Genomic DNA, 19,778 nt, shown 5'->3' on the forward strand with positions numbered 1-19,778 from the left:
TCACATGGTGGCTGCCCGTCGCGGTTTTCGCTGGTAATTCAGTACCCGCCAGCGAAAACCCGTCGGGACGGAGCCTTCATGCGCAAAACCGGGATCGTGCTCGCCATCGCCGCCTTGCTCGCGGTGTTCTCCCCCACCGCGGCCCAGGCCGTGACGGGCTGGACCACGGTCGGCTCGGACAACGCCCGCCCGCTCGACGAGGGCCAGGGCCTGGCCACCATCGAGCGGCCCTCCGGGACCATCTACCGCTACACCGGGATCGCGACAGTTCCCGTCAACCTGTCTTCGCAGGGCTGGAACCACATCGGCGACCCGGGTTCGGCGCAAGGCTGGTACGTCGAGCCGTACCAGCGCGACGACAGGGGTGCGAAACTCTTCCGCGTCGAGTCGCCCGATGGGACCTGGGCGAACTACACCCACGCGCTGGAATCGTGGGAAGCGAACAACAACTCGTTCGCCGCCGTGACCCCCGACGCGCGCTGGATGGTGGCGGGCGAGTGGGGCACGATGGACCGGCTCCTCGTGCACCCGATGCCCGGCGTCGCGCACACGAACCCGTCGGCGAACCTGCCGTACTCGTCCGCGATCCGGCTCGACCGGCCGGTGCGGGACATCCAGGGCTGCGACTTCGTCACCGCGACACGGCTGCTGTGCGCGTCCGACGATCCCGAAGGCGCGCTGTTCGGGACGACCAAACCGCTGCTGCAGGTCGATCTTTCCGGCGCGCTGTCCGGTTCGGACGTCACCGGGCGGGTGACCTCGCTGGGGCAGTTGCCGTTGAAGAGCACCTGCAGCGGGAACTTCGAGACCGAGGGCGTCGACGTGGCCGCCGACGGGACCCTGCGGGTCGTCGTGCTGTCGCCTTCGTGGTGCGTGGCCTTCGACAGCAAGACGTGGCGGTTCCGGAAGGCGTGAGCGAAAGGCACGCCGGGCGTCCCACCGGCCCGGCGTGCCTTCCTCCCCCGTCCCCCCCCAGGTCTACGAAGTCGGCTCGGGCGTCAGCGTCTCGGAAGCCGGGGCCTCCGAGGAACGCGACCGTCGAGCGTCCTTCTTCGCGCGGCGCTTCTCTTTCCGCGTCTCGACCGTCGTGTACAGCGTCGGCACCAGGATCAGCGTCAGCAGGGTCGAACTGACCAGCCCGCCGATCACCACGATCGCCAGCGGCTGCCCGATGAACCCGCCCTGACCGGTCAGGCCGAGCGCCATCGGGACCAGCGCGAAGATGGTCGCCGCGGCGGTCATCAGGATCGGCCGCAGCCGTCGCCTGCCGCCCTCGATCACCGCTTCGGACACGCTCATCCCCGAAGCCCGGTACTGGTTGATCAGGTCGATCAGCACGATCGCGTTGGTCACCACGATGCCGACGAGCATCAGCATCCCGATCAGCGCGGGCAGGCCCAGCGCGGTGCCGGTGGCCAGCAGCAGCCCGATCGCGCCGGTCGCCGCGAACGGGATCGACACCAGCAGGATCAGCGGCTGGAGCAGGCTGCGGAACGTCGCCACCATGATCAGGTACACGATCGCGACCGCGGCCAGCAGCGCGAGGAACAGGTTCCCGAAGGCTTCCTGCTGGTCCTCGCTGACGCCGCCGAGCTTGTACGCCGCGCCACCGGTGAAGGTCAGGCCGTCCAATTTGGACTGGATGGCCTTCGTGGTGGCGGCCAGGTCCGCGCCGGTGTTCTTGGCGGTGACCGTGGTGCTCAGCTCGCCCGAGGTGCGGTGCACCGCGGCCGGGCCGTCCACAGTGGACACGTTGGCGACCGAGTCGAGCCGGACGACGCCCGTCGCGCTCGGGATCGGCAGCGCCTTGACCGCGTCCACCGACACCGGGGCCGAGCCGGCGCGCAGCACGATGTCCGTGCGCTCGCCGTCCACCGGCAGCTGGGTCACCGTGCGGCCGGCGATCGCCTGGTTCGCGATCTGGCCGATCGTCGTCGCCGAAAGCCCGCTCGCGGCGGCCTTGGCGGCGTCGACCTCGACCTGCACGCGCGGCGAGCCCTGCGAGAGGTCACTGGTCACCTCGGTCAGGTCCGGCACCGAGGACAGGGCCTGGCGGACCTGCTCGGCGGCGGGCTTCAGCGAGGCCTCGTCGGGAGCGGTGACGGTGATCGAGACGCCGTCGGAGTTGAAGCCGCCCGCTTCGGCGCCGACCTTGACCTCGCCGAGTTCCGGCGCGCTCAGCTTGCCGCGCAAGCGATCCGAGAGCGCCTCGACGTCGGTGTCCTTGGCGACGGTGACCTGGATGCTGGTCGCCGTCCCGCCACCGCCGAAGAAGCTGCCCCCGCCGATGCTCACCTGATAGGTCTCGACGGCGGGTTCGGCGGCGAGCGCCTGTTCCACCGCGCCCGCGGCCTTCTCCTTGGCCTCGGGACTGGTGCCGGGCGGCAGCTTCTGCGAAAGGCTCAGCGTCGTCGAGCCGGACTGGTCGAGGAAGTTCGTGTTCAGCTGCGACGCGAGCCCGACCGTGCCGCCGAAGATGATCAGCGCCAGCAGCACCACGGTGACGCGGCGACGGGTGGCGAACTTGATCACCGGCACGTAGCCGCGCTGCAGCAGCCCGCGACGTTCCTTGTCCTCGGCCGCCTGGCGCGTGAGCTCGGCTTCGTGCTCGTTCGCGGGGGTCTTCGGCGGCTTGAGGAACCAGTACGCCAGCACCGGCACGATGGTCAGCGAGACCAGCAGCGACGCCAGCAGCGCCACGGTGACGGTGATCGCGAACGGCGAGAACAGCTCGCCGACGAACCCGCCGACGAAGGCGATGGGCAGGAACACCGCGACCGTGGTGAGCGTCGACGAGGTCACCGCGCCCGCCACCTCGCGCACGCCGTCGAGGACCGCGCGCTGTTTCTCCTCGCCGTACGCCAGATGTCGTTTGATGTTCTCCAGCACCACGATCGAGTCGTCGACGACCCGGCCGATGGCGATGGTGAGCGCGCCGAGGGTGAGCAGGTTCAGCGACAGATCACCGGTCCACAGCGCGAGCAGCGCCACGACCACCGAAAGCGGGATCGACACCGCCGTCACGAGTGTGGACCGCAGTGACATCAGGAACAGCAGGATCACGATGACCGCGAAAGCCAGGCCCAGCAGGCCTTCGGTGGTCAGCCCGCTGATCGCGTCCTTGACCGGGGTGCCCTGGTCGAACACGACGCTCATCTCGGCGCCGATCTTCTTCGACAGCTCGGGCAGCCTGTCCCGCACGGATTCCGAGATCGCGACCGCGTTCCCGTTCTCCACCATGGTGATCGAGAGCCCGAGGCTCGGCTTGCCGTTGGTGCGCGTGATCGACGTCGGCGGCGCGAAGCCCGCCTGGACGTCCGCGATCTCACCGAGCTTCACCGGCTTGGGCGCCTGGGCACCGGGACGCGATCCCGGCGTCGCCGACGGCGTCAGGTAAAGGTTCTTGATCGTGTCCACTGTGGTCGGTCCGCCGCCGACCTGGACGGTGAGCGTCTTGTCGCCTTCGGTCAGCGTCCCGGCCGGGACGGCGGCACCGGCGGTCTGCAGCGTGGTGGCGATCGACGACGGGTCGACGCCCGCCGCGGCCAGCTTCGCGTAGTCCAGCGCGATGGTGACCCGCGGCTGCCGCGCACCGGTCACCTCGACCTCGCGGACGCCGTCGATCTTGCGCAGCTCCGGCGCGACCTCCCCGGTCAGCGCGGGCGCGAGGGCCTGTGGGTCACCGGTGGTCCCGGCGGCGAGCAGGACGACCGGGAGGTCGTCGGTGGAGCCCGCCGAAACGGTCGGTTCGCTGTTCTGCGGCAGCCGCGCCTTGACCCCGTCGACGACGCGCTGGATCTGCCCGACGGCCGCGTCGATGTCCGTGCCGAATTCGAACTGCGCGGTGATCCGCGACAAGCCCTCCGACGACGTCGAGTTCAGTTCTTCGAGCCCCTTGAGGCCCTGCAGCCCGCCTTCGAGCGGTTCGGTGACCTGACGGTCGACCGCGTCCGGCGACGCGCCCGCGTACGGCGTGATGATCTGCGCCTGCGGGAACTGCAGCGACGGGAACAGCTGTTGCTTCAGCTGTGGCAGGGCGAAGGCGCCGAAGCCGATGACCACCAGGGCGAGCAGCCCGATGAGACTTCGGTTGCGCAGGCTCAGTCTGGCCAGCGTGGACATGACGGGATCCCCCAGAAAGGCGACTCGGGAACGTGCGGATTACCGCGAGCCTTTCATGGCGGAGGGCGGACTGGATTCACACCACGGGTGGAATCGGAGTACGACTTCGGGATGAGGTCATCCCCCGGCCGGTGTCAACTTCGCCGTTCTGTCACCTGATCGGCTTCGCTCTGCGTTTCTTCGTTCACCGATTGTTCCGAAGCGTGTTCGGCGTCACCGTCGGAAGAATCGCCGTTCGGACGGGGACGCCGGAGCGGGACGGTCGTGCGTTCCCACAGTTTGCGACCCTCTTCGGCGCGGATCCGTTCGCTGGCGCGTTCCATCTCCAGCCGCCGCCATTTCCGGCGCTGGCGTTTCGTCGCCTTGGCGGGCCACAGTTCTTGGATCGCGCTGTTGAAGTACGCGCCGCCGACCACCGCGAGCCCGATGAAGAACATCAGCAGCAGGAACGCGATCGGCGCGGCGAGCGCGCCGTAGGTGTAGCCGGTCTGGGTGATCCAGTTCAGATAGATCCGCAGGCCGATGCTGGAGAGCAGGAACACGACCATGGCGAGCATCGCGCCCGGCAGCCCGCGGTGCCACGGCAGCCTGCGCGGCAGGGACAGCTTGTACAGCGTCGTCAGCGCCAGCACGATCATCACGGCCAGCACCGGGTAGTAGAGCGTGCCGACCCAGTACGACACCGTGTCGCGCCAGTCGTTCGGGAAGAACTGGGGGAGCAGGTCCGGGCCGATCGCCAGCAGCGGCAGCCCGACCACCAGGATGACCAGCCCGGCCAGGTACAGCAGCAGCGCGAAGATCCGTTGCCAGACGTCGTTGCGGACGCCGTACTGGTCGTGCGCCACGGTGATCGCGTCGACGAACGACGACATCGCCGACGAGCCCGCCCACAGGGAGATCAGGAACCCGATGGAGACGATCTCGCCCTTGCCGACGAACAGGATGCTGTTGACCGTCGGCTCGATGATGTCGTGGACGGCGTTGTCGCTGAAGATCGTCTTGCTGAAGGTGATGATCCGGTCGTGGACCGCGGTCACGACCTCCTGGCCGAACCAGTCGCCGACGAAGCCGAGGCAACCGAGGAGCCCGAGCAGCAGCGGCGGCAGCGACAGCGTCTGCCAGAACGCGGCTTCGGCGGCCTCGGAGAAGATGTTGCCTTCCCAGGCCTTGTTGAGCGTGCGGCTGAGCAGGCGCAACGGTCGCCTGCGGGCCTTCGCGACCTCGGCGGCCGGCTCGTTCCGGCCGTTCTCCTCGCTCATGCAGCTCCTCCGCCGGCGCCGAGCGCCCTTGACGGGGTCCAGCATGGTCCATGTCCGGGCATTCGGCTCGTCACCCCTGGGTTTTCGGGTGAGTAAACCGACAACGGGGGTGGCGCTTCCGGCGTTCCACGGGCCCGGCAGGTAGGCTCACTGGAGTGCCCTCACCTCAGGCGCCGGCGTCGCGGCCGGATACCAAAGTGGGGGTTTTCGCTTGTGACAGGGCGGATGACCAGGGGTTTCGGGTGAGGGAGGAGGGGAACCGGCATGTCGGAAACGGTTGAGCGCAATCGAGGCGAGCTGGGCGCGCCTCCCGCGTCGAAGGACAGCACCGCCCGCCCGCTGCGTGCCTGGCAGCGCCGCGCGCTGACGAAGTACCTGACGAAGAAACCGAAGGATTTCCTGGCCGTCGCGACGCCGGGCGCGGGCAAGACGGTGTTCGGTCTCCGGATCGCCGCCGAGCTGCTGAGCGACCGGACCATCGAAGCGATCACCATCGTCGCGCCGACAGAGCACCTGAAGCACCAGTGGGCCGCCTCGGCGGCGGCCGCGGGGATCGCGATCGACTCGAACTTCCGCAACGGCGCCGGTGCCACCTCACGCGACTACCAAGGTGTCGCGGTGACCTACGCGCAGGTCGCGGCGCATCCGACGCTGCACCGCGTGCGCACCGAGAACCGCAAGACGCTGGTCATCCTGGACGAGATCCACCACGGCGGCGACGCGAAGTCCTGGGGTGACGCGATCCGCGAGGCGTTCACGCCCGCCGTCCGCCGTCTCGCGCTGACCGGGACGCCGTTCCGCAGTGACGACTCGCAGATCCCGTTCGTCACCTACGAGCCCGACGGTTCGGGCTTCCAGCGCAGCAAATCCGACCACTCCTACGGCTACGCCGACGCGCTCGCCGACGGCGTGGTCCGGCCGGTCGTCTTCCTCGCCTACTCCGGCGAGGCATCCTGGCGCACGAGCGCGGGGGAGGAGTTCACCGCGCGGCTCGGCGAGCCGCTGACCGCCGAGCAGAACGCGCGGGCCTGGCGCACGGCGCTCGACCCGGCCGGTGAGTGGGTCCCGGCGGTACTGCAGGCCGCGGACACGCGCCTCGCGCAGCTTCGCGCCAACGGCATCCCGGACGCCGGCGGCCTGGTGATCGCCACCGACCAGGACTCCGCGCGCGCCTACGCCAAGATCCTGGAGCGGCTCTCCGGCCAGACCCCGACGGTCGTCCTCTCCGACGACCCCAAGGCGTCCGGGCGGATCAAGGAGTTCTCCGACTCGACCGACCGCTGGCTGGTCGCGGTCCGGATGGTGTCCGAAGGCGTCGACGTCCCGCGCCTCGCCGTCGGCGTCTACGCCACGAGCGCGTCGACCCCGCTGTTCTTCGCGCAGGCCATCGGCCGGTACGTGCGTTCGCGTAAACCGGGCGAGACGGCCTCGGTCTTCCTGCCGAGCGTGCCGGTGCTGCTGGAACTGGCCAGCGAGCTGGAAGCGCAGCGCGACCACGTCCTCGGCAAGCCGCACCGCGAGAAGGAGGGCTGGGAGGACGAACTCCTCGCCCAGGCCAACCGCACCGAGGACGAGCCGGGCGAAGAGGAGAAGGCGTTCACCTCGCTGGGCGCCTCCGCCGAGCTGGACCAGGTCATCTACGACGGCAACTCCTTCGGCACCGCGGTGTTCTCCGGTTCCGACGAGGAGCAGGAGTACCTCGGCCTGCCGGGGCTGCTCGAACCGGACCAGGTCCGCGCCCTGCTGCGGAAGCGGCAGGAGGAGCAGCTCTCGGACGAGAAGCGCCGGAAGCCCAAGGCCGAAGAGGCGGCGCCGGTCGCGCGGCCGCAGTCGGTCAGCGAGCGGCTCGGCGCCCTGCGCAAGGAGCTGAACGCCCTGGTGGGCGTGCACCACCACCGGACGCGGAAGCCGCACGGCGCGATCCACAACGAACTCCGCCGGATCTGCGGCGGCCCGCCGACCGCGATGGCGACGGTCGAACAGCTCGAAGAGCGCATCGTCACCCTGCGTACCTGGTAGCGCCCCGTACCCGTGCAATGAACGGGACTTTCATTGCAAAATTTGCAATGAAAGTCCCGTTCATTGCGTCCAGGGGTGGGACGCGCGGACCGGCGCACATCACGCTGAGTGAGTGGTGGCGGTCACACCGTCAACGGACCTAGACTTCGTACGTCTTGCTACGGCCACGTTGCCAAACCGTGTCCATTTGATGAGGCTTAATCGATTCAGCCGTCTTCCGCGAAACCCGTTCGGCGGCATATGTTGTCGCCCACAACATATGCGCGATGGTGCGACCGGTCCTCCAGGATCGCCGCCCGCGAGCAAGATCCGGAAGGAACGAGGATGCGCAGCAGAACCCTTACCCTCCTCGCCGCGACGGTGGGCGCCGGCCTGGTGCTCTCCGCCTGTGGCGCCAACTCCGCCGACTCGGGCAGCAGCAACTCCTCGCAGTCCGCCCCCGCTCCGGGCGGTGCCGCCGCCGGCGGCAAGGTCGGTGTCATCCTGCCGGAGACCGCCACCTCCGCGCGCTGGGAGTCCTTCGACAAGCCGTTCCTGACCAAGGCGCTCAAGGACGCGGGCTTCGACGCCGACGTCCAGAACGCGCAGGGCGACGTCCAGAAGTTCACCACGCTGGCCGACGGCATGATCGCGCAGAACGTCAAGGTCCTGATCATCGCCGCCATCAACGGCGAGGTCGGCTCGGCCGTCGCCAAGAAGGCGCAGGCCGCGGGCATCCCGACGATCGACTACGACCGCCTGAACCTCGGCGGCAGCTCCGACTACTACGTCTCGTTCGACAACGAGAAGGTCGGCCAGCTCCAGGGCCAGGGCCTCGCCGACGCGCTGAAGGACAAGAAGGGCGCCGAGGTCGTCATGATCGAGGGTGCCCCGACCGACAACAACGCGACGCTGTTCGCCAACGGCCAGAAGTCCGTCCTGCAGCCGAAGTTCGCCAGCAACGACCTCAAGCTCGTGCGCGAACAGGCCATCGACAACTGGGACAACCAGAAGGGCGGTCAGACCTTCGAGCAGATCCTGACCGACAACAAGGGCAAGGTCGACGGCGTCGTCGCCGCGAACGACGGTCTCGCGGGCGCGGTCATCACCGTGCTGAAGAAGAACGGCCTCAACGGCAAGGTCCCGGTCACCGGCCAGGACGCCACCGCGGACGGCCTCATGGCCATCCTGCGCGGCGACCAGTACATGACCGTTTTCAAGCCCATCAAGGAAGAGGCCGAGGCCGCGGCGAAGCTCGCCGTCCTGCTGGCCAAGGGCGACAAGGCGGGCGCCGACGCGCTGGCCACCGGCAAGGCGAAGGACCCGAAGGGCAACCGCGAGGTCAAGTCCGTGCTCCTCGAGCCGAAGCTGACCACCAAGGACGGTGTCAAGGAGGTCGTGACGCAGGGCTACGTCAAGGCGGCCGAGATCTGCGGCGGCGACCTGGCCGCGGCGTGCACGCAGCTCGGCATCTCCTGACCCGTTAATCCAGACGACCGGGCCGGGGCGTACTCCCGACAGCGCGCCCCGGCCCGGTTCCCACCCGGGAGAATTCGAGAAACCCCCATGAGCGAACCCATCCTCGAACTGAAGCAGCTGAACAAGAGCTTCGGGCCGGTCCACGTCCTCCACGACGTGGACTTCAACGTGCGCGCCGGTGAGGTCACCGCGCTCGTCGGCGACAACGGTGCCGGCAAGTCCACTTTGGTCAAGTCGATCGCCGGCATCCACGGCTACGACTCGGGCACGGTGAAGTTCCAGGGCGAGCAGGTGCACATCCACGGCCCGCGCGACGCCGCGGATCTGGGGATCGAGGTCGTGTACCAGGACCTCGCCCTCGCCGAGAACCTCGACATCGTGCAGAACATGTTCCTCGGCCGCGAACGCGGCAGCAAATGGCTGCTCGACGAGGCCAGCATGGAGAAGGCCGCCCGCGAGACGCTCGCCTCGCTTTCGGTCCGCACCGTGAAGTCCGTCCGCACACCGGTTTCGGCCCTCTCGGGTGGGCAGCGGCAGACCGTCGCGATCGCCAAGTCCGTGCTGTGGGACTCGAAGGTCGTCCTGCTCGACGAGCCGACCGCCGCACTCGGTGTCGCGCAGACCCGTCAGGTGCTCGACCTCGTCCGCCGCCTCGCGGAACAGGGCCTCGGAGTGGTGCTGATCAGCCACAACATGGCCGACGTCTTCGAGGTCGCCGACCGTATCGCGGTGCTCTACCTCGGCCGTCTCGTCGCCGAGGTGCACACCAAGGACGTCACCCACGGCCAGGTCGTGGAACTGATCACCGCCGGCCGCTCCGGCGACCTCGGCCTTGCCCGCCCCGAAGCCGCCGTCCTGTGAGTGAGAAAGAACCGGAAATGACTGAGACTCCTGCAAAGCCCGCCTCGCCGGAGGGGGGCAAGTCGGCGGCTTCCGCGCTCAACCCGTCGGCGGCCATCACGGACTTCGGCATCGACACGACATCGATGTCAACGGGTGAGGCGATCGGCGACTACTTCTCCCGGCTCAAGGCGGGACAGCTGGGTTCGCTGCCCGCGCTGCTCGGCCTGCTCGTCCTGGTGATCGTGTTCGCCTCGCTGTCGGACACCTTCCTGACGATGAACAACATCGCGAACCTGATGGCGCAGGGCGCCGGCAAGGCGATCATCGCGATGGGCATCGTGTTCGTGCTGCTGCTCGGCGAGATCGACCTGTCCGCGGGCACCGCGTCCGGCGTGACCGCCGCCGTCCTCGCGATGCACTACGTGCGCAACGGAAACCTGCTGGGCGGGATGGGGAACGGCGTGTTCATCACGTTCCTCGTGGTGCTCGCGATCGCCGGTCTGCTCGGGGTGATCCTGCGGATCTGGGCGGGTGTCGGGTTCGCCGTGCTCGCCATCGTGCTGGTGCTCTCGGGAGCGGCGGCCAACCCGTGGATCGAGATCGTGCTCGCGATCAGCGTCGGTGGCGCGATCGGTGTCCTCACCGGGTTCCTCGTCTCCAAGATCGGCATGCCGTCGTTCGTCGTGACGCTGGCGCTTTTCCTTGCCTGGCAAGGTGTCATCCTCCAGTTCATCGGTGAGGGCGGCACGCTCGGCATCAGCACCTCGGACGTGCTGTTCAAGGTCGCCAACGGCAACCTGTCCACTTTGGGCAGCTGGATCCTGTTCGTGGTCGCCGCCGGTGGTTTCGCCGCGGTGAGCCTGGGTCAGCACTTCTCGCGGCTCAAACGCGGCCTGGTCACCCAGCCGACGCCGATGGTGCTGTTCAAGGTCGGCGCGATCGCGGTCGTCGCGGCCATCGCGACCTATCTGCTCACGATCAACCGCGCGCCCAACCCGAACATCGTGATCTCCGGTGTCCCGTACGTCGTGCCGATCGTGCTCGCGCTGCTGGTGCTCGGCACCTACGTGCTCAACCGCACGCAGTACGGCCGCCACATCTACGCGGTCGGCGGCAACCGGGAAGCGGCCCGCCGCGCCGGTATCAACGTCGAGAAGATCCGCGCTTCGGTGTTCGTCATCTGCTCGGCGGTGGCGGCGATCGGCGCGATCGTCTACTCGTCGAAGGTCGGTTCGGTCGACCCGCAGGCCGGTGGCCTCAACACGCTGCTGTTCGCGGTCGGCGCCGCCGTCATCGGTGGTACCTCGCTGTTCGGCGGCAAGGGCCGGGTCGTGGACGCGGTGATCGGTGGCCTCGTGCTCGCGGTCGTCGAGAACGCGCTGGGCCTGCTGAAGCAGTCGGCGGCGGTGGTCAACATCGTCACCGGTCTGGTGCTGCTGCTCGCGGCAACGGTGGACGCGCTGTCCCGGCGCCGCGCGGCTGCGTCGCCGCGCTGAGTCCGCATGGAATGATGAAGTCCGTGACCAGCACACCCGTTGCACGACCAGACGAGGTGCGCAGGCACAACCGCACGACCCTGCTCCGGTTGCTGCACGTCAGCGGCCCGAGCACCAGGGCGACCCTGGCCACCGAGCTGGGGCTCAACCGCAGCACCATCAAGACCCTCGTCGACGGCCTCGCGGAAGCGGGCGTCGTCGAGGAGAGGGTCCCCAGGCCGGGACGAGGGGCGGGCCGCCCCTCGCTCCTGGTCCTGCCCCAGCCGCACGCGGCGGTGGTGCTCGCGGTCGATCTCCAGGTCGAACACGTGGCGATCGCGCTGGTCGGGTTCGGCGGCCAGATCCTCGGGCGCAACAGCTGGAACCTCCGCGGCCGGATGCGGGAGGCCGACGAGGTGATCACGCACGTGATCGAGTCGACCACCATGCTGGCGGGCGATCTCGGCGTGCAGCCGATCGCGGTGGGGGTGTCCGTGCCCGGCGTCGTCCGCCGGGGGGACGGGCACGTCCACGAGGCGCCCAACCTGCGCTGGACCGACGTGGCGCTCGGGGAACGGCTCGGCGGTGTGCTGCGCGTCCCCGTCCTGGTCGGCAACGACGCCGAACTCGGCGCCATCGCCGAACACCTGCGCGGTGCCGCGCGGGGCTCCTCCGACGCCGTGTACGTCTCCGCCGACGTCGGGGTCGGGGGAGGGATCATCGCGGACGGCTCGTCGCTGCGCGGCGGCTCCGGGTACGTCGGCGAGATCGGGCACATGGCGATCCGTCCGGGCGGCCGTCCCTGCTACTGCGGGTCCAGCGGCTGCTGGGAGACCGAGGTCGGCGAGGCGGCCCTGTGCCGCGCGCTCGACCTGCCCGAGGACACCCCGCGCGGGGCGATCCTGTTCGAACTGCGCGAACTGGGCCGGGACCCGCACGCGGCCGAAGAGCGGCTCTCGGAGTTCGCGGAATGGCTGACGCTGGGCCTGGTGAACGTGGTCAACCTGCTCGGCCCGCAGCTGGTCGTGCTGGGCGACCTGCTCACCGTGCTGCCCGATTCGGTCGTGCGGTCGGTGGCGGCCGAGGTCCGGCGGCGGAGTCTCGTCAGCCGCGCCGTGGGCGGGACTCAGATCGTGAGTTCCGCGCTGGGTGCCGACGTGAAGCTGCTGGGTGCCGCCGAGGCGGCCTTCGAGATGATCCTGGACACGGTCTAGGTCCGCAGAAGACCGGAGAGCAGGGTCACCAGAGCGGCGAGGGACTTCTCCTTCGCCGCTTCGGGGTCTTCGGCGTGCGCGATCATCAGCGCGGCCTCCGCGCAGGCGCTCAGCACCAATTGCGCCAGCTCCGGGATCGGCGCCGCGACCAGCCGCCCGTCCGCGGCGACGCCCTCCAGGATCTCCGTGATCAGGCCCAGCCCGTACCGGTTCTCCAGCTCGCGCCATTCCTGCCAGCCGAGGACGGAGATGGCGTCGGTGAGCGAGATCCGCACCACCTCGGGCCGCAGGCACAGGTCGAGGAAGCGGCTCAGCGCGCCGAGCGCCGCCGCCCACGGGTCGTCAGCCGAGCGCAGGACGTCCTGGAGCTCCTCGGTGATCTCCGTTTCGATCTGCTCGATCACGGCGCGGAACAGCCCCTGCTTGTCCCCGAAGTGGTGATAGAGCGCGCCACGGGTGACGCCCGCGGCCCGGACGATCTCGTCGGCGGGCACGGCGGCGTAACCCGGATCGGCGAACAGCGTCCGCGCCGCGGTGATCAGCGCGGTCTGCGTCGACTGCGATCGTTCGGTCTGGCTACGTCGTGGCGTGGGCACGCAGGAATTCCACCACCATGCCGCTCAGCCGCTCCGGCTGGTCCTCCGGCACGAAGGTGTACGAGTCCTCGATCGTCTTCAGTTCCGCGTTCGGCAGGACATCCGCGAGCTTGCGGCCCAGCCGCAGCGGGAAGTGCCGGTCCTCGGGCGCCCAGACCAGCAGCACCGGCTTCTCGAACGCGGGGAGCCGTTCGGCCGCCGTCAGCGTGTAGCGCTTGTCGATGCCCGCCATGAAGCGGCGCAGGTCGTCGCGGATCTCCGGGCTCCGCCTGCTGGGCAGCAGGTAGGCGTCGAGGATGTGGCCGGGCACCGGATGCTTGATCGCCCAGACGAAGTTCGTGGCCTTCAGCAGCGCTCGTGACCGCATCACCTGCACGAGTGACCAGGTGCCGCCGGGGATCCGCGCCAGCGGGCTCAGCGCCGCGAACATCGGCGGCAGGAACCGCTCGAAGCAGTCCGACGGGGTCAGCACGACCCGGCCCACCCGGTCCGGGGCCGTGGTCATGAGCAGCTGCGTGAGCGCGCCGCCGGTGTCGTTCGCGACCACGGTGACGTCGGTCAGGTCGAGCGCTTCGAGGAATCGTGCGATGAGCGCGGCGACCCCGGGCGGGCTCAGGTCGGCGCCGGGGGCCGGGACGTCGTGCGAGCCCAGCGGCCAGTCCGGGGTCAGGCAGCGGAAGCCGGCACCGGCGACCGCGGGGACCACCTTGCGCCAGAGCAGGCCGTTGGTCAGCAGTCCGTGCACGAAGACCACAGGAGGGCCTTCGCCGCGGTCGCGGTAGCGGATACGGGCGCTGCCGAGGTCCACCTCGTGCACCTCGCCCAGGAGGTCGCTGGTCGTCATGCTCGTTAACATACATTCTGTCTGTATGTATTTACAAGACAAAAACAGGGCGGCCGGCTCTCTCCCTGGGGAGTAGCCGGCCGCCGGTGGTCGTGGACTGGTGGACTACCGCTGAATGTCCGCGGACATTTCTTTGAGCTTCGTTTCGTGTGCGCGGGCGTGGTGACCACAGAAGAGCAACTCGCCACCGGTGCTGAGAATGGCTCGAACCTGGGCTGCAGCTCCACACCGGTCGCATCGGTCGGCAGCGGTCAGTTCGGGGCGGGTGAGCGTCGGTGAAGTCATTGGAGTCTCCCTCCGTCCCGGCACCGGTGACCCGGTGCCATCGATCCAGCTACGACCACTTCGGCACTGATGCCGGAAACGTTCGTTCCCGGCCCCGCCGTGTTCGTGCTTCCACTCTTCCAGACGTTTGGCGACCCGCAAGTGTTCCCGTGCGGGTGTCTCATTTGTCACTGGTAATTACCTCGGATGCCGTAGCGTAATCACGCAACGTAGGAGAAGACTCCCCGCCGAACCGGCTTTTCCCACGTCAGGCACCATGCGAGGGTGGGTATCGCAGTCGTCCGGCACCGCCTCTCGAGCGTGCCGGCGCCGTTCTTGTTCGTTCTCAGCGGAATTTCCATGTACGCCGGTGCGGCCGTCGCCGTAGGTCTCTTTTCGGTCGCCTCACCCGCGGGGGTGGCATGGCTGCGCTGCCTCGGCGCCGCGGTGGTCCTCCTGGCGTGGCGCAGGCCACCCCGTTCCGCGTGGACCGGCCGCACGTTCCTGCTCGCGGGCGCGTTCGGCATCGTCACCGCCGGGATGAACGTGCTCTTCTACGAGGCGATCGCGCGGCTGCCCCTCGGCACCGCGGTCGCGCTGGAGTTCGCCGGGCCCGTCGTGGTGGCGGCTTTCGGCTCGCGGAGCCGTCGCGACGTCTTCGCACTGCTGCTGGTGGTGGCCGGGGTGATCGCCATCGCGGACGTCCGGCTCGAAGGCAGCCTGCTCGGCGTGCTCTTCGCGCTGGGCGCGGCGGCCGCCTGGGCCGGGTACATCCTGCTCGGGAAGCGGGTGGCGGTCGGCGGGAACGGGATCGACGGGCTGGCCGTCGGGTTCGCCGTCGGCACCGTGGTGCTGTCGCCGCTGGCGTTCGGCACCGGCGCGGTGTGGGGTTCGCCACGGCTGCTGCTGCTCGGCATCGGGGTGGGCGTGCTCTCGACCGTCGTGCCGTACGCCCTCGACCAGGTGGTCCTGCGCAAGGCCGGGCAGGCGCGGTTCGCGCTGCTGCTCGCGTTGCTGCCGGTCACGGCGGGCGTGGTCGGCTTCCTGTGGCTCAAGCAGGTCCCGGCCCTGCCCGAGGCGCTCGGCACGCTGGCCGTCGTCGCCGGGGTGGCGCTGCGGTCGCCGAGGAAAGACGATGGCTCGGCGCCGCTCTGAGCGGGATACTGACCAGCCTGTGGCGCTACCACCATCAGGAGGACCCGTGGCCGAGATCCGGCGGGCCGGCACCGTCGAAGAGGTCGTCGCCGCCCAGCACCTGTTCGACGGTCCCGCGGACCGGGCGGCGTCCGAGAAGTTCCTCGCGGGGGAGGAGAACCACCTGCTGATCGCCTACGAGGACGGCGAACCCGCGGGGATGATCACCGGTACCGAGGTGACGCATCCGGACAAGGGCACCGAGATGTTCCTCAACGAACTCGACGTCAGCCCGGATTACCAGCGGCGCGGGATCGGCCGCGACCTGGTCGACGCGCTGGCCGGGGTCGCGCGGAAACGAGGGTGCCGGGGAATGTGGGTCGGCGTCGAAACGGACAACGAGGCCGCGCTGGCGACCTACGCTTCGGCCGGTGCGGCGAACGAAGGCCGGTTCGTCATGCAGTCGTGGACGTTCGACGACTGATGTCCTCCGGAATCGACGGCGACCGGACCGGTCTGTCCGGTCGCCGCTGGCTGCCCGGCGGCGAACATCTCGTCGCCGTCGCACGAGCCGAACTCCCGCAGAAGGACGGGCTCGCCGGGCCGTTCGCGACGCTGGCCGCCCTGCGCGCGGCGGGTTTCGACGTCACGGACCAGGACGAGGTCGCGGCACTGGCGGGCGCCACCCAAGAGGGTCTGGCGCGGGCGATCGGGACGCTGTCGGGAGGACGGCTCGTCGCGGTGCCCGCCACCGGCGACTGGGCGCCGCAGTCGTTGTTCATGCTCCTGGCCGCGCTCTGGCCTCTGCCGCGGGTCGCGCTGATCGCGGAGGTCGACCCGGCCGAATTCGGCGCGCACGACACCCCGGTGCGGGCGCTGCTCGACTACCTCGACACGGGTGTCCCGCCGCTGTGGTCGTCCCGCTGGCGTCCGGCGACCGCGCATTCCGTACTGGTGGCCGGGATGCGGATCGGCGCCGAAGGAACCCTGGTGTCCATTATGGACGGTTATCCGTCCTCGGGGGACAACGGGTTGCACGACCAGCCGGTGGAATGGCTGGCCGCGGCGCTGCACCGGATGCTGGTCGTGGTGGACGACGGCGACGCCGGGGCCGCCGTCGCCGCGATCACGACGGCAGGTCTGTGGAGCTGAGGCCGTCCTTCGCGAAGCGGGAATGCTTGCGCCCGTAGAGGACGTAGATCAGCAGGCCGAGCGCCATCCACGCGGCGAACCGCAGCCAGGTCATCACGTCCAGGTTGAGCATCAGGTAGAAGCACGCCAGCGCCGCCACGATGGGCAGGTAGGGCGAGAACGGCACGGTGAACGGGCGCTCCAGATCGGGGCGGCGCTTCCGCAGCACCGGGACCGCGACCGCGACGATGATCATCGCCGACAGCGCGCCGATGCTGACCATGTCGGCGAGTTCGGAGATCGGCACGAACGCGGCCAGCACCGCGATCAGCACGGCACCGGCGATGGTCATCCGGTGCGGGGTGCCCCAGCGCGGATGCGCGGTGCCGAACTTCTTCGGCAGCAGGCCGTCGCGGCCCATCGCGAACCCGATCCGGCCGATCGTCACCAGTTCCACCATCATCACCGACGTCAGCCCGGTGACCGCGCCGAGCGAGATCAGCGCGCCCACCCAGTGCTGCCCGACGCGGTCGAAGGCGTCGGCCAGCGGGGCACCCGTGTCGATCTCGGTGAACGGCACCATCCCGGTCAGCACCAGCGAAACCCCGATGTAGAGCAGCGCGCAGACACCGAGCGCGCCGAGGATCCCCACCCGCAGATCGCGTTTGGGGTTCACGGTCTCCTCGCCGAGGTTGGCGAGCGCCTCGAAACCCGTGTACGCGAAGAAGACGACCGCGGCGGCCGTCACCATCCCGGCGATGCCGTAGACGGACTGTTCCAGGCCGAGGACGGCTTGCACGATCGGCTGGTGCAGCGCCCCCGCCGTGTCCGTCGGCGGCTGGGCGGTCGGGATGAACGGCGTGAGGTTCTCGCCGCGGATGTAGAACACGCCGACCGCGAGGATCAGCACGCACACCGCGACCTTGACCAGCACGAGCACATTCGTCACCCGCGCCGATTCCTTGATCCCGATCACGGCGATCACGGTCAGCACGGCGATGATCGCGACCGCGCCGATGTTCACCTTCGCGTCTTCGCCGAACCAGTCGGGCGAAAGCCCCATCAGATTCGCGAGGTATCCGGACCAGCCGCGCGACACGACGGCCGCGCCGAGGGCGAACTCGAGCAGCAGGTCCCAGCCGATGATCCAGGCGAACGTCTCGCCGAGCGTGGCGAAAGCGTAGGTGTACGCGCTTCCGGCCGTCGGCACGCTGGAGGCGAGTTCGGCGTAACAGAGGGCGGCCAGCCCGGCCACGACGGCGCCGAGCACGAACGACAGCGTGACCGACGGGCCCGCGTGGGTCTTCGCCTCGACACCGGCGAGGGTGAAGATCCCGGTGCCGATGATGATGCCGACCCCGAAGCCGATCAGATCGCGCCCGTGCAGGCGCCGTTTCAGCTCACCCGAGTCCTGTCGCTTCAGGACTTCGTCCACGTCCAGAGTTCGCCGCATGAAGGGTCACGCTAGAAGATCGCCGCCCACCTCGCAGATCGGTGGGAGCTCAGTCGTCCAGGACGACGCCGTTCTCCTGCGCCAGGATCGCCGCCTGCACCCGCGACCGCAGCTCCAGTTTCGTCAGCACCCGCGAAACGTGCGTTTTCACCGTGGTCTCGCCGATGTGCAGCCGCGTGCCGATCTGCGCGTTGGACAGGCCTCCGCCCAGGCACGCCAGGACTTCGCGCTCGCGTTCGGTCAGGTCGTCGAGCCCGTCGGGGACGAGGGAAGGTTCGCGGGTCCCCGCGGCGAACGCGGCGATCAGCTTCCGCGTGACCTGTGGGGCGAGCACCCCTTCGCCCGCCGCGACCAGTTTCACCGCCTCGATCAGCCGCGACGCCTCCACCGACTTCAGCAGGAACCCGGCCGCTCCGGCCCGCAGCGCGGCGTGGACGTACTCGTCGAGGTCGAAGGTGGTCAGCACGAGGACTTCGCACAGGTTCTCGGCGATCAGTTCCCGCGTGGCCGCGATGCCGTCGACGCCGGGCATCCGGACGTCCATCAGCACGACGTCCGGCTTCAGGGCCTTCGCCTGCCGGACGGCGGTGGCGCCGTCCGCGGCCTCGCCGATCACCTCGATGCCCTCGGCGTTGCCGAGGATCATCATCAACCCGGCACGGATCGCGCCGTGGTCGTCGGCGACCAGCACTTTGATGTTCCCGTCACTCAAGACCCCTCCAGAGGCAGTTCGGCACGGACCAGCCAGCCACCGCCGGACGGCCCGGCGGCGAGAGTGCCGCCCACCGCGGCGGCGCGTTCCCGCATGTTCAGCAGGCCGAGTCCGGTCCCGCCGTCGTCACCCGAGCCGGAGCCGGGACGGAGATCGTTGCGCACTTCGACGGTGAGTATGCCTCCGTGTGCGCGGATGTCGAGCAGCGCCCGCCCGCCCGCGGCGTGCTTCGCCGCGTTGGTGAGCGCCTCCTGCGCGATCCGGTACGCGGTCAGATCGATCGCGGCGGGCAGGGCCGGGGACTCGTCCACGATGGACCCGACCTCGACCGCCAGCCCGCTGGCGCGCGCCGATTCGACCAGTTTGGACAGTTCGGCCAGCCGGGCGGGCGCGGTCGCCTCGATCTCGGGATTCCCGGTGGCGGGATCCGCGCGCAGCAGCCCGATCATCGCGCGCATCTCCTCCAGCGCGCTCACGCTGTTCTCCCGCACCGATTCCAGCACCTTCCTGGACAGCTGCGGGTCGGCGGTGGACATCGTCAGCGCGGCCTCGGACTGGATGGCGATCGCCGACAGGTGCCCGGCGATGACGTCGTGCAGGTCCCGCGCCATCTTGGAGCGTTCCCCGGCCACCGCGACCTTCCGGTCCATCTCGCCGATCTTGGCCAGCTGCACCGCGTTCGCCCGTTCGTTCTCGGCGATGTCCCGCTGCTGCCGCACGTTCGCCGCCCACCACACCGGGGTGACCAGGAACGGCAGCAGCGCGAACGCGACGATGACCGCGGTCCGCCACTGCGCGGTGAAAAGGAGCGCCAGGCAGACCACCCCGAGCGTCCCCAGCGCGGCGATCCCGATCATCAGCCTGCTGGTGCGCCGCGAACCGTAGAGCGTCGCCGCGTACAGGAAGTCCGTGAAGACGACGATGATCGGCAGCGAGGGCCCGAAAGTGGCGTCCACGCCGACCACGACCAGCGAGCACAGCAGCGCCAGCGGGACCTTGCGGCGCAGGACCTGCAGCGAGCACAGCACGGTCAGTTCGGTCAGCCGGATCCACAGTGGTGTCGTGTCCGGGCCGTTGAGCAGTACCTGCATCCCGCTGAGGTAGACCAGGACGCCGAGCACCCACGTCCCCGCCGCGATGACGAGGTCCTGCTTCCACAAGGGAAGGTGGCGCAGGCGTGGGAAGAACGTGGGCACCCGTCCATCCCAGCACACCGGGCCGCGTGACGGGGTCCTACTAACTGATGACGGTGAT

The 19,778-nt window shown here is 69.3% G+C and carries 17 protein-coding genes; 9 read left to right on the top strand and 8 right to left on the bottom strand.

Annotation, left to right across the window (positions count from 1 at the left end; translation table 11 throughout):
* Positions 1-78: 78 nt before the first annotated feature.
* Positions 79-915 carry a hypothetical protein gene (locus ACLJRM_RS00565; protein WP_410661893.1) on the top strand — a complete coding sequence of 279 codons (837 nt, stop codon included), beginning with the start codon at positions 79-81 and terminating at the stop codon, positions 913-915.
* A 63-nt stretch (positions 916-978) separates the two neighbouring features.
* Here ACLJRM_RS00565 and ACLJRM_RS00570 read toward each other — a convergent pair whose 3' ends face one another.
* Complete coding sequence (locus ACLJRM_RS00570) at positions 979-4,122, bottom strand: efflux RND transporter permease subunit (protein WP_410661894.1); 3,144 nt, start codon at positions 4,120-4,122, stop codon at positions 979-981.
* A gap of 134 nt (positions 4,123-4,256) precedes the next feature.
* Positions 4,257-5,381: a YihY/virulence factor BrkB family protein gene (locus ACLJRM_RS00575; RefSeq protein WP_101606583.1), complete on the bottom strand. Its 1,125-nt coding sequence runs from the start codon at positions 5,379-5,381 to the stop codon at positions 4,257-4,259.
* A 264-nt stretch (positions 5,382-5,645) separates the two neighbouring features.
* Here ACLJRM_RS00575 and ACLJRM_RS00580 point away from each other — a divergent pair, with 264 nt between their 5' ends.
* The 5 genes from ACLJRM_RS00580 to ACLJRM_RS00600 all read left to right on the top strand — a co-directional run bounded on the left by ACLJRM_RS00580 (position 5,646) and on the right by ACLJRM_RS00600 (position 12,390).
* Positions 5,646-7,400 (top strand): DEAD/DEAH box helicase, encoded by a 1,755-nt coding sequence (locus ACLJRM_RS00580; RefSeq protein WP_101606584.1) that lies wholly within the window; start codon positions 5,646-5,648, stop codon positions 7,398-7,400.
* A 324-nt stretch (positions 7,401-7,724) separates the two neighbouring features.
* Positions 7,725-8,858, top strand: coding sequence for a sugar ABC transporter substrate-binding protein (locus tag ACLJRM_RS00585; RefSeq protein WP_101606585.1), 1,134 nt, complete (start codon positions 7,725-7,727; stop codon positions 8,856-8,858).
* Positions 8,859-8,945: 87 nt separating this feature from the next.
* On the top strand, positions 8,946-9,719 hold the full coding sequence (locus ACLJRM_RS00590; protein ID WP_101606586.1) for an ATP-binding cassette domain-containing protein: 774 nt from the start codon (positions 8,946-8,948) through the stop codon (positions 9,717-9,719).
* A 17-nt stretch (positions 9,720-9,736) separates the two neighbouring features.
* Positions 9,737-11,197, top strand: coding sequence for a sugar ABC transporter permease (locus ACLJRM_RS00595; RefSeq protein WP_101606587.1), 1,461 nt, complete (start codon positions 9,737-9,739; stop codon positions 11,195-11,197).
* Positions 11,198-11,208: 11 nt separating this feature from the next.
* Positions 11,209-12,390 carry an ROK family transcriptional regulator gene (locus ACLJRM_RS00600; protein WP_101606588.1) on the top strand — a complete coding sequence of 394 codons (1,182 nt, stop codon included), beginning with the start codon at positions 11,209-11,211 and terminating at the stop codon, positions 12,388-12,390.
* Here the strand turns inward: ACLJRM_RS00600 and ACLJRM_RS00605 are convergent.
* The 3 genes from ACLJRM_RS00605 to ACLJRM_RS00615 form a co-directional block, all read right to left on the bottom strand.
* Complete coding sequence (locus ACLJRM_RS00605; RefSeq protein WP_410661895.1) at positions 12,387-12,986, bottom strand: TetR/AcrR family transcriptional regulator; 600 nt, start codon at positions 12,984-12,986, stop codon at positions 12,387-12,389. The genes ACLJRM_RS00600 and ACLJRM_RS00605 overlap by 4 nt on opposite strands.
* Positions 12,967-13,830 (bottom strand): alpha/beta fold hydrolase, encoded by an 864-nt coding sequence (locus ACLJRM_RS00610; RefSeq protein ID WP_410661896.1) that lies wholly within the window; start codon positions 13,828-13,830, stop codon positions 12,967-12,969. Before ACLJRM_RS00610 ends, ACLJRM_RS00605 begins: the two co-directional genes overlap by 20 nt.
* A 105-nt stretch (positions 13,831-13,935) precedes the next feature.
* Entirely contained in the window at positions 13,936-14,115 is a 180-nt protein-coding gene (locus ACLJRM_RS00615) for a hypothetical protein (RefSeq protein ID WP_016332937.1), read from the bottom strand.
* Between the two features lie 339 nt (positions 14,116-14,454).
* On the opposite strand from ACLJRM_RS00615, the gene ACLJRM_RS00620 reads away from it, so the two are divergent.
* The 3 genes from ACLJRM_RS00620 to ACLJRM_RS00630 are packed head-to-tail and all read left to right on the top strand — an operon-like array spanning position 14,455 to position 16,380.
* A complete protein-coding gene (locus ACLJRM_RS00620; protein ID WP_101606590.1) occupies positions 14,455-15,249 on the top strand; it encodes an EamA family transporter in 795 nt (264 codons plus the stop codon).
* Positions 15,250-15,295: 46 nt separating this feature from the next.
* Positions 15,296-15,712, top strand: a complete 417-nt coding sequence (locus tag ACLJRM_RS00625; RefSeq protein ID WP_101606591.1) for a GNAT family N-acetyltransferase — start codon at positions 15,296-15,298, stop codon at positions 15,710-15,712.
* On the top strand, positions 15,712-16,380 hold the full coding sequence (locus ACLJRM_RS00630; protein ID WP_410661897.1) for a DUF6885 family protein: 669 nt from the start codon (positions 15,712-15,714) through the stop codon (positions 16,378-16,380). The genes ACLJRM_RS00625 and ACLJRM_RS00630 overlap by 1 nt, the downstream gene beginning before the upstream one ends.
* On the opposite strand, the gene ACLJRM_RS00635 is transcribed toward ACLJRM_RS00630, so the two are convergent.
* The 3 genes from ACLJRM_RS00635 to ACLJRM_RS00645 all read right to left on the bottom strand — a co-directional run bounded on the left by ACLJRM_RS00635 (position 16,355) and on the right by ACLJRM_RS00645 (position 19,720).
* Entirely contained in the window at positions 16,355-17,794 is a 1,440-nt protein-coding gene (locus ACLJRM_RS00635; protein ID WP_101613061.1) for an APC family permease, read from the bottom strand. The genes ACLJRM_RS00630 and ACLJRM_RS00635 overlap by 26 nt on opposite strands.
* Before the next feature lie 67 nt (positions 17,795-17,861).
* Positions 17,862-18,524, bottom strand: a complete 663-nt coding sequence (locus ACLJRM_RS00640; protein WP_101606593.1) for a response regulator — start codon at positions 18,522-18,524, stop codon at positions 17,862-17,864.
* Positions 18,521-19,720 carry a sensor histidine kinase gene (locus ACLJRM_RS00645; RefSeq protein WP_101606594.1) on the bottom strand — a complete coding sequence of 400 codons (1,200 nt, stop codon included), beginning with the start codon at positions 19,718-19,720 and terminating at the stop codon, positions 18,521-18,523. The genes ACLJRM_RS00640 and ACLJRM_RS00645 overlap by 4 nt, the downstream gene beginning before the upstream one ends.
* Between the last annotated feature and the right edge of the window lie 58 nt (positions 19,721-19,778).

It is taken from the genome of Amycolatopsis sp. lyj-84 (assembly GCF_046549075.1).
Lineage (GTDB): Bacteria > Actinomycetota > Actinomycetes > Mycobacteriales > Pseudonocardiaceae > Amycolatopsis.

Bases quoted from the DNA above. Each gene is read 5' to 3' on its own strand.
- ACLJRM_RS00580 (WP_101606584.1), top strand. From the start codon at position 5,646: ATGTCGGAAACGGTTGAGCGCAATCGAGGCGAGCTGGGCGCGCCTCCC.
- ACLJRM_RS00565 (WP_410661893.1), top strand. From the start codon at position 79: ATGCGCAAAACCGGGATCGTGCTCGCCATCGCCGCCTTGCTCGCGGTG.
- ACLJRM_RS00615 (WP_016332937.1), bottom strand. From the start codon at position 14,115: ATGACTTCACCGACGCTCACCCGCCCCGAACTGACCGCTGCCGACCGA.
- ACLJRM_RS00575 (WP_101606583.1), bottom strand. From the start codon at position 5,381: ATGAGCGAGGAGAACGGCCGGAACGAGCCGGCCGCCGAGGTCGCGAAG.
- ACLJRM_RS00595 (WP_101606587.1), top strand. From the start codon at position 9,737: ATGACTGAGACTCCTGCAAAGCCCGCCTCGCCGGAGGGGGGCAAGTCG.
- ACLJRM_RS00590 (WP_101606586.1), top strand. From the start codon at position 8,946: ATGAGCGAACCCATCCTCGAACTGAAGCAGCTGAACAAGAGCTTCGGG.
- ACLJRM_RS00600 (WP_101606588.1), top strand. From the start codon at position 11,209: ATGATGAAGTCCGTGACCAGCACACCCGTTGCACGACCAGACGAGGTG.
- ACLJRM_RS00570 (WP_410661894.1), bottom strand. From the start codon at position 4,122: ATGTCCACGCTGGCCAGACTGAGCCTGCGCAACCGAAGTCTCATCGGG.
- ACLJRM_RS00585 (WP_101606585.1), top strand. From the start codon at position 7,725: ATGCGCAGCAGAACCCTTACCCTCCTCGCCGCGACGGTGGGCGCCGGC.
- ACLJRM_RS00620 (WP_101606590.1), top strand. From the start codon at position 14,455: ATGTACGCCGGTGCGGCCGTCGCCGTAGGTCTCTTTTCGGTCGCCTCA.
- ACLJRM_RS00630 (WP_410661897.1), top strand. From the start codon at position 15,712: ATGTCCTCCGGAATCGACGGCGACCGGACCGGTCTGTCCGGTCGCCGC.
- ACLJRM_RS00610 (WP_410661896.1), bottom strand. From the start codon at position 13,830: ATGACGACCAGCGACCTCCTGGGCGAGGTGCACGAGGTGGACCTCGGC.